The 8,663-nt window shown below is 64.0% G+C and carries 6 protein-coding genes; 1 reads left to right on the top strand and 5 read right to left on the bottom strand.

Annotation, left to right across the window (positions count from 1 at the left end; translation table 11 throughout):
• Positions 1-352 precede the first annotated feature (352 nt).
• Positions 353-925, bottom strand: a complete 573-nt coding sequence (locus tag VIM98_RS11390) for a hypothetical protein (protein ID WP_331993228.1) — start codon at positions 923-925, stop codon at positions 353-355.
• Between the two features lie 181 nt (positions 926-1,106).
• Here VIM98_RS11390 and bla point away from each other — a divergent pair, with 181 nt between their 5' ends.
• Positions 1,107-2,081, top strand: coding sequence for a class A beta-lactamase (gene bla, locus VIM98_RS11385; RefSeq protein WP_331993227.1), 975 nt, complete (start codon positions 1,107-1,109; stop codon positions 2,079-2,081).
• A 152-nt stretch (positions 2,082-2,233) separates the two neighbouring features.
• On the opposite strand, the gene VIM98_RS11380 is transcribed toward bla, so the two are convergent.
• The 4 genes from VIM98_RS11380 to lolA all read right to left on the bottom strand — a co-directional run bounded on the left by VIM98_RS11380 (position 2,234) and on the right by lolA (position 8,421).
• Positions 2,234-3,565, bottom strand: a complete 1,332-nt coding sequence (locus tag VIM98_RS11380) for a replication-associated recombination protein A (RefSeq protein WP_331993226.1) — start codon at positions 3,563-3,565, stop codon at positions 2,234-2,236.
• 12 nt (positions 3,566-3,577) lie between these two features.
• Positions 3,578-4,927: a DUF3999 family protein gene (locus tag VIM98_RS11375; RefSeq protein WP_331993225.1), complete on the bottom strand. Its 1,350-nt coding sequence runs from the start codon at positions 4,925-4,927 to the stop codon at positions 3,578-3,580.
• A complete protein-coding gene (locus tag VIM98_RS11370; protein ID WP_331993224.1) occupies positions 4,917-7,583 on the bottom strand; it encodes a DUF2339 domain-containing protein in 2,667 nt (888 codons plus the stop codon). Before VIM98_RS11370 ends, VIM98_RS11375 begins: the two co-directional genes overlap by 11 nt.
• Positions 7,584-7,764: 181 nt before the next feature.
• Complete coding sequence (gene lolA, locus VIM98_RS11365; RefSeq protein ID WP_331993223.1) at positions 7,765-8,421, bottom strand: outer membrane lipoprotein chaperone LolA; 657 nt, start codon at positions 8,419-8,421, stop codon at positions 7,765-7,767.
• Positions 8,422-8,663: the final 242 nt, after the last annotated feature.

The following is an 8,663-nucleotide window of genomic DNA, read 5'->3' as shown; positions in this document are numbered from 1 at the left end:
GGTCCAGCATGATCTCGTCCAATGGGGGCTTGAACGAGGAATTATCGCTGGGGGGTGCGGGGGCCGCAAATGGGGGTAGTTGTGCGGGTGTTTAGCGCTGGGAGTAACGATGCTGGATGTCTCGAAACGATCCTTCGTGAGGGAGCTTGCGGCGTTACCCCCTCACCCCGGCCCTCTCCCCCAGCAAAGCTAGGGGAGAGGGAGCCTACTGGTGCGAGCCTCAATACTTCGCACTTGCGTAGCCTGCCCCCTCCCTCGTTTACAGGGTGCTTGCAGGGAGAGGAGCGGACAGCACGTATGCTTGATGCCTTACTCACTCAGGCATAATCAAGACAGTTGCTCCCTCCGCTAATCACGCCGCCTTGCTGCGACGTCCCAGCCACCAGGCCATGAGGGCGCCGGCCAGGATCCAGCCGATGACTTCCTCGACCAGGGTCGCTACGGTGAAGTTGAGCGGGAAGCGGTACCAGTTCCAGTACGGCACCATCAGGCTTAGCCAGGCGAATATCGAGGCCACGATGGCAATGCTGATGCGCTTGCTGAAGCTAAAGGCGGCCAGGGCCATGACGAAGGCCAGGGCGATGGCGGCCAGCGTATCGGAGACCCACTGCTTTATCAGGTTCGGGGTCATCTGCATGCCGTCTTCGCCCTGGGGCATGTAGACGATCCAGGCGTAGGGCGAGGCGACGGCTTTCTGCGAGTAGGCCTGGATGGCGGCCTTGTCGGACATCTTGGCCGGGTCGAAGGTCGGCAGGATGTAGATGCCCGCTTCCTGGCCCAGGCCGGGGCGCAGGCTGCTTAATACGGCGTCTTCGTTGATCGGCTGATGGATGCCGATATTGCCTAGCCCCAAGGCCATGTGGGCGATGGCACCCCAGATAAACATCACGATACCGCCCATAATGCCTGCAATAAGTACGCGCATGATCCGCTCTCCCCGTCGTATCGATGGTGGCTGCAATCTAGAGGGTCCGTGCGACGCATCGCAACCAGCTGTATGGTCTAGGGAAGCCCTGCCCGCCCGCGAATTGCAATGAACCAGCCATACTGCCAACTGGGCGACGCGGTATGCATGCGCGTTGAATATTCACCAGGGGATTTTGCCGATGGCACCACCACGTTTGCTCGCCACGCTTTTATTGGTCTGCCTGATGCTGACCGGTTTGCCGGCGCGGGCGCAGGATACTGTCCAGTTGCAGTTGGATCGGATGGCGCAGCGCGTCAAGCCGGCGACGTTGGGTGTGGCGGTGTTGGATCTATCCGACGGTAGGCATTGGCAGGTCAATGCCGATCGCGGTTATCCGATGATGAGTGTGTTCAAGGCGCCGCTGGGGGCCTTGGTGCTGTCGAAGGTGGAACGCGGGGAGTTGTCGCTGGAGCAGACGGTAGTGCTTACGCGGGCGGATTTGCGGCATGGGCGCAGCCCGATTGCCGATGCGTTTCGAGGGGAGAGTGCGAGTTTCAGTTTGCGCGAGTTGCTGCGGCTGGCGGTAAGCGAGAGCGATAACACGGCAGCCGACGTGTTGTTGCGTGCGGTGGGCGGACCGGGTGAGTTGACGGGGTTCTTGCGCGCGCATGGCATTGCGGGAATACGCAGCGATCGGGGCGAGGGTGAGATTTATAACGATACGTTGGGGCTGAGTGCCGATGGCACGACGCCCGCTGGCGAAACAAAAGCGGATGCGGCGAAGCGCATTCGGCGTGGCGTGGCTGCGTATATGAGCGATCCGCGCGATACGGCGACGCCGGTGGCCGCCGTGATGTTTTTGCAGAAATTGTGGACAGGGCAATTGTTGTCGAAGGATGGAACGAAGCAATTGCTGGCATTGATGACGCATACGTCACCGGTGCGGATCGAGGCTGGGCTGGCCGAAGGGGCGACGTTTGCGCATAAGGGCGGAACATCGGGCACGTTCGATGGGATGACGCCTGCGTATAACGATATCGGTGTGGTGCGGTTTGCGGATGGGCGGGTGGTGATTGTTGCGGCGTTTTTGACGGGGTCGCGGTGGCCTGAGGAGCGGCGGAAGGGATTGTTTGTCGAGTTGGGGCGGGTCTTGGGGAGTGATTTATCTCGCTGAGTGGTTGAAGAGCCCCCCTCACCCCGACCCTCTCCCCCGGCGAAGCCAGGGGAGAGGGAGCCTACTGAGGCGAGCCTTGATGTTGCGCACTTGCGCGGCCTGCTCCCTCTCCCCTGGCTTGCCGGGGGAGAGGGTCGGGGTGAGGGGGGCTTTTACTTCTTGCGCGCTTGTTTGCGCGCTTCGCGCAACGCAGTGAGTTTTTCGCGAAGCTTGATCTCCAGCCCGCGATCCACAGGCTCATAGAACACCATGCCGTCGAGCGCATCGGGCAGGCATTGCTGGTCGAGGGCGATGCCGCCTTCGGCGTCGTGGTCGTATTGGTAATCCTTGCCGTAGCCCAAGCCTTTCATCAGCTTGGTCGGTGCATTGCGCAGATGCATGGGCACTTCGAGCGTGCCCGTTTGCGAAACGACGGCACGCGCCTGGTTGTACGCCATGTACGCCGCATTGCTCTTGGGCGCGATGGCCAGCCAGATGGCCAACTGCGCCAGGCCAAGCTCGCCTTCGGGACTACCCAGGCGCTCGTACGTGTCCCATGCATCGAGCGCCATGCGCCATGCGCGCGGTTCGGCCAGGCCGATATCTTCCACCGCCATGCGCGTCATGCGGCGAGCGAGATAAAGCGGATCGACGCCGCCGTCGAGCATGCGTGTCAGCCAGTACACGGCCGCATCCGGATCGGACGAACGCACGGATTTGTGAAGGGCCGAGATCTGGTCGTAGAACTGCTCGCCGCCTTTGTCGAAACGGCGCGTACGATCGGCCAGCACCTGCGTGAGTGTGGTTTCGTCGATGGTGTTGTCGGCGGCCAGTTCCGAGGCGATTTCCAACAGCGTGAGCGCGCGGCGCACGTCACCGTCGGCGGCCTGGGCAATCAGTTGCAGCGACTCGTCCGATACTTTCAGTTCAAGCTCGCCCAGGCCGCGCTCGGTATCGACGAGCGCGCGCTTGAGCGCGGCGACGATGTCGTCGACGGAGACGGCTTCGAGCACGTGCACGCGACAACGCGACAGCAACGCGGAGTTGAGCTCGAACGAGGGGTTCTCGGTGGTGGCGCCAATGAAGATGATGACGCCACGCTCGATATGCGGCAGGAACGCATCCTGCTGCGCCTTGTTGAAGCGGTGCACCTCGTCGACGAACAGCACCGTGCGGCGCCCTTGCGCAAAGTTGGCTTCGGCTTCCGCCAGCGCCTTGCGTACATCGGGCAGGCCCGAGAGTACGGCGGAGATGGCGCGGAAATCGGCGTCGGCGTAACGCGCTACCAGCAGGGCCAGCGTGGTCTTGCCACAACCGGGCGGGCCCCACAGCACCATCGAGTGCACGCGTCCCGCTTCCAGCGCACGGCGCAAGGCCTTGCCGGGAGCGAGCACGCGCTGCTGGCCGACGATTTCGTCCAGCGTGCGCGGGCGCATGCGCTCGGCTAGCGGCTTGAGTGCGTCGGACTCGGGGAAGAGACCGGAATTGGCGGGTGACAGGGACATCGAAGCCCTAGTTTACGACGAGCGGCTACTCCGCGACGACTTGAGCAGACTCCAGGCCATGCCGGCGATCAGCAGAGCACCGAGCACCAGCACAGCCCAGAGGACAGGACGTGTCCAGTCGTAGGGCACTTTGGGCGCTTGCAGGGCCGTGGCGCCGCCGGCATCGCTGCGTGCGCCCACCGCCGCCAATGGCGGGAGCCAGCGCTGGTCGTCATGGCCGGTACGTAACTTGGCGAGCGACGAAGCGATGGGATAGTCGCCGCGCCTCGCCGCATAGCTACCGGCAAGCAGGCGGTACGGTGCCTGGCCTTCGGCCATGAACAGGAACTGGTCCGGCTGCCAGCCCGCCGTCAGCGTGGGCGCCGCAGCCAATGCGGTATCTACGTGCACGCGCAGGTGGGCGACCGGCATGGGCGCGGTCCAGCGCAAGGTCGCACTGCCGTTGTCGCCGCCGGCGCGCACGATGTCGATATCGCCGAGCGGGCGCCACTGCTGCTTGCCGTCCACGAGTTCACCGGCGAGCAAGGTGGCGTGTGCAGCGACATTGCTGGATGGCAGCGTGAGCTTTGCCGCTCGCACCGGCAGCGTCGCCGGCAGTTGGTAATCGAAGTCGGTGCCGCCCTGCCCTGGTTCGACCGACGCCGACTGCCATTGCAGGTTCGCCAACGGATCGGCGACTTGGGTGTAGGAGCCGCGTACGGTGACACTTGGCGTTTGTCCGGCATGCCAATCCACGTCGCCATCGACAAGATGGATGCGGTAATAACGGGCCGGCTCGCCGGAGACATCGAGGGTCAACTGCTCGGCACCGCCAACACGCGTGAGGCTTTCGGATTGCTGCCGGCTTTGCCAGGTCTTCAGGTCATTGCTGGCATCCACGTCGACATGGATCTGGAAATCGTCCGGAATGGAAACGGCATCGAGTTCGATGCTCGCCGGGCCGAGCGCATGACCGGCATCGATCAGCCACTGCGTTGGCTTGCCTCGCGCAGAGGGTGCGGAGGTATCGATGACAATGTTGCCGCTGGCGTTGCGCTCGACGCGCACGATCTCCGCGCCGTTCGTCGGCGGCACGGCCAGCAGTCGCGTTTGTAGCGTGACATCCTGGGTCACGGGAGGATCGACGGGTAACGCGCCAAATGGCACGGGCCGGCCTTCGCGGTTGACCACGACGATATCGCCGAGACTCGCCCTGGCGTTGAGCACGGCATACACCGCTGGCGTCAGCTGCACGCGGTAGGCTTCGCCCGGCGTGGCCGTATCGAGCGCGAACGCATAGGCGTAGTCGGTCTGTGCGCTGGCGTGCGCGGCGCATGCCGGCAGCAGCAAGGCCAGTGCGAACAGGCGTGAATCAAGGCGCATGAGTGCCCTCCTCCTTGGCAATGGATGGCGATGGCTGCCGCGGTGGCGCGGGTGCGAGATAGCCGATGATGGTGCAAAGCACACCGTAGGCGATGAACGAGCCGATGCCGAACAGGTTGCCCAGTTGCGCGCGATCGACGAGCAGCAACTTGGCCAGCACCACGCCCATCAGGATCGCACCGGCCAGCCACAACAAGCGCTTGCCGCGGCGCGAGCCGAGTACCCAGGCCAGCAGGCCCAGCACGCTCCATACGAGGGTGAGTGTCATCTGGGCAATGCTCGAATGCGCCAGTCGATCGTCCCAGGGCACATCGGCCAACTGGTGCACGGCACGCAATGCCGCGCTGGTGGCGAACAGCAGCAAGGCAGCGGCACCGATGACGGCACGATGGCCACGCAACCACACGGGCACCGCGGGATCGGCCAGCCAGCGCGCGACGCACACGGCGATGGCAAGCCAGGTCAGCTCCAGGGGATTGAGCAACGGCATGTAGCGCACCGGTGCAGCGCTACCGCCGACGAAGAGCAAGCCGACGGCCAGTACGACCAGCGGCGCGAGCAGGCTATAGATCATGGGGGTGCGCCATGCCGGCAACAATGCGTGCAATGGCGATGCGATCGTGCGCGGACGCCATAGCAGGATCGTCAGCACGACTAGTGCGGGGACCAGCAACGCGGCCATGATCCAACTGGGGGACAACCAGCGCACGCCGTCCAGCGCCCATTTCACCGCAAGCATGGCGATGACAATCCAGCGCCACAGCCAGGCGAGCTGACTCAGTACCGCACTGAGGCCCATGTCACGCTGTGCGACCAGGGTGAGCCAGCCCAGCGCGGCGGCCAGTGCGACAGCCGCCAGGTTCCAGCCGGCCAGCGGCCGATCCAGGTAGGCCGATGCGATCAGGACCAAGGTCACGGCGCCGAGCGCCGCCGGCACGCTGTAGCGCAAGGCGAAACCCAGTTCATGCACGCGACAGCGCAGCGCTGCATGTGCCACCAGCAGCGCGGTGACGGCGAACAAGGCTACCCAGGCGGCAAATACGGCACCGACTTGCTCGATGCGGCCTATCTCGCCACCCCAGCCGATCAGCCACCAGAGCATGGCCCAGAGATAGAACGCGAGCGCAAACATTCGATGCGATGTGCGCCCACCATCGCTGCGCACGAACAGCCATGCACTAACGACACCTGCAAGGACGAGCAACATGGCACCGATGAAATCGCGGTCGAGCAAGGGCAAGGCTTCGCTCGGCGTCATGGTGAAGACATGCGAGAGCAGCAAGGCCGTGGCGGCCGCCAATTGCAAACCGATACCGGCGTAGCCCATCCACGCGCGCTGCTGGCGCATGCCGAACCACACCAGACCGGCGCCTTCCAGCGCAAAGATGGCGCCTGTGACATTGGCGCTGAGGCCCAGCGGTACGGCCAGGGTGGCGAAGGCCACGGCCAGTACTGCCCAGGTTTCGCGCAGCAAATGCATGGCCGGATGCTTGCGCAAGGCGAAAGCAAACGCGATGTATATCGCTGCAGCGATCAGCGCCGAGAACGCCATCGCACGCGCATCCCATGAGAGCAAGGCACCTTGCAACAACAGGCTGGCGAGCGGATTGCCGAACATCAGGCTGCCGTCGATCACCAAGCGGCGATCTGCCGGTGCGCGTAGTACGTGCAGCCAAGGGATGATCAGGTAGAACAGGAAATTGAGCACCAGGAAGGGTTCGGTGCTGGCAAACAGTCCGGGCTGGTATTTGAGTACGCCCCAGGCGGTACCGATGCCGAAGGTGGCGATGAAGCCGAGAAGGTTGAGCACACGCCACGCGCGTTTCCAGGCAATGCCGAGGATCGCCAGGTTGAGCAGCGCGTAGTAGCTGAAGAGCACCACATGGCTGCCCGCGCCGGTGGAAACCAGGATCGGTGCGGCGAAGCCGGCGATCAGGCCGAGCATGGCCAGTGCGAGCGCATCCTGCAGCACGGCGAGCAGGCCGATACCCGCAGTAAGCACGAGCAATATCGCGAACGCCGCACCGGCAGGAATCAGCTGATACAGGCGAAAGGCGGCAAAGGTGACGATGATCAATACGCCGATAGCGCCGCCTTGCACCGATAGCGCGAAGACACGGCGCCGATCGCGCTGGCGCCAACCGAAGGCCAGACCGGCAATGGCAATGAGTGCTACTGCACTCAGACGCAAGCTCATGGGCAAGCGCAGCAGGCCGCTGTCGGCGGCATATTTGAGCAAGGCGGCAATGCCGGCGAAGAGCACCAGGATGCCGACTTTGACGGGCACGTTGCCTTCGGTGAACCAACTCCAGGCGCGCTGCCATAAGCGTTCGAACCAAGAGGGTTCGGTGGGCACCGGAGGCGCGACGGTGACCGGCTTGGGAACGACGGGCGGCGGTGCCGGCGGCTCGGTCACGGCTGGCGCTACTGGCGGCGGTGCGGGTTGCGCGGCGCGACGCACGATGTCTTCGGCGACGGCAGCTCGCTCGCGTGCGGTCAACTGCGCCAGTTGCGCACGTGTGGCGGCGAGTTCGCGCGCGAGATGGGATTGACGTGCCCAGATGGCACCGATGGCAGCGCCTGCCAATGCGCCGAATACGCTTTGACCGGCTAAGCCACCGACAACCAGACCGACGACGATCCAGAGCAAAGCCATGCCATCTCCTTGTCCCCTACCCGGCGCGCGGGATGCGAGCTGGGTCGTGCTTTGATGTGATCGTAGCGCAGGGGGTTGTTGGAAAAACCTTTAGAAGGCCTGGGTAGGTTGTTGGAGGTAGCTTTTGGAATGCGATCAGCCTCATCCCGGCCTACGCCGGGATGAGGAACAGGAAGGGAAGTTAGTCTTTGATGGGCTGCGTGCTGATCACCGGCGCATCGCCGACAACATCGGCACCCTTGGGCGGAACGAAGTTGAACGTCTGCGCAGGGATCGACGGATTGCGCTGCCAGTTGGAGAAGCGGATGTCGGTGGTGGCGCCCAGTTGGTCTTTGAAGGTCATGCGCGCCAAGCCTTTGGCGTCGAAGCCAAGATCGGCATAGTCGAACTGGGGGTCCTTCGCGGTGGAGGTCAGGCGCACCCAGCTCAGGCCATCGCGCTCGCCCTGCTCGGTGACTTTGAATCCGCGATCGAGCTGCTTGAGGTCGGTGAGTACGGTGAGCGGGCTGTGTGTTTCTTCGGTGCTCTGGATGCGTACGGTGACTTGCTCGAGATCCGGGTCGTACATCCACACGCGGCTGCCGTCGGCCACGATGGTCTGCTTGTACGGCGCGGTGGTTTCCCAGCGGAACTGACGCGGCGCTTCGAGTGCCAGCGTGCCGGTGCTGGATTTGCCGGGCTGGCCGTTGGCATCGGTCAGGCTCTGGCTGAAATTGCCAGTAAGCGAATGCAGGCCGGTGGCGAACGCATCGAGCTTGGCGCGCGCCGTGTCGGCGGCATGCGCGGCGGTGCTGCAGGCCAGGACGAGGGTGACGGCAAAGGCGGCGAAGCGGTTCATGGGGGTCTCTGGTTTGGGCTTTGGGGATTTTGTAATGGAGTGGCTTAATGGGGGGAAGAGCCCCCCTCACCCCAACCCTCTCCCCCGGCAAAGCCGGGGGAGAGGGAGCTGACTGGGGCAAGTCTCGATACTTCGCACTTGCGTGACCTGCTCCCTCTCCCCTGGCTTTGCCGGGGGAGAGGGTTGGGGTGAGGGGGCACTCCTCAGTCCATCAATTCTTCGGCGGTGGCGGCGCCAGTACT

Source organism: Dyella sp. (assembly GCF_036568765.1).
Taxonomy (GTDB): Bacteria; Pseudomonadota; Gammaproteobacteria; order Xanthomonadales; family Rhodanobacteraceae; genus GSA-30.
The sequence above is the reverse complement of the archived record's forward strand: the minus strand, read 5'-3'. Positions and strand labels throughout refer to the sequence as shown.

Excerpts from the sequence above, each read along its gene's own strand:
- VIM98_RS11390 (WP_331993228.1), bottom strand. The coding sequence starts at position 925 with ATGCGCGTACTTATTGCAGGCATTATGGGCGGTATCGTGATGTTTATC.
- bla (WP_331993227.1), top strand. The coding sequence starts at position 1,107 with ATGGCACCACCACGTTTGCTCGCCACGCTTTTATTGGTCTGCCTGATG.
- VIM98_RS11380 (WP_331993226.1), bottom strand. The coding sequence starts at position 3,565 with ATGTCCCTGTCACCCGCCAATTCCGGTCTCTTCCCCGAGTCCGACGCA.
- VIM98_RS11375 (WP_331993225.1), bottom strand. The coding sequence starts at position 4,927 with ATGCGCCTTGATTCACGCCTGTTCGCACTGGCCTTGCTGCTGCCGGCA.
- VIM98_RS11370 (WP_331993224.1), bottom strand. The coding sequence starts at position 7,583 with ATGGCTTTGCTCTGGATCGTCGTCGGTCTGGTTGTCGGTGGCTTAGCC.
- lolA (WP_331993223.1), bottom strand. The coding sequence starts at position 8,421 with ATGAACCGCTTCGCCGCCTTTGCCGTCACCCTCGTCCTGGCCTGCAGC.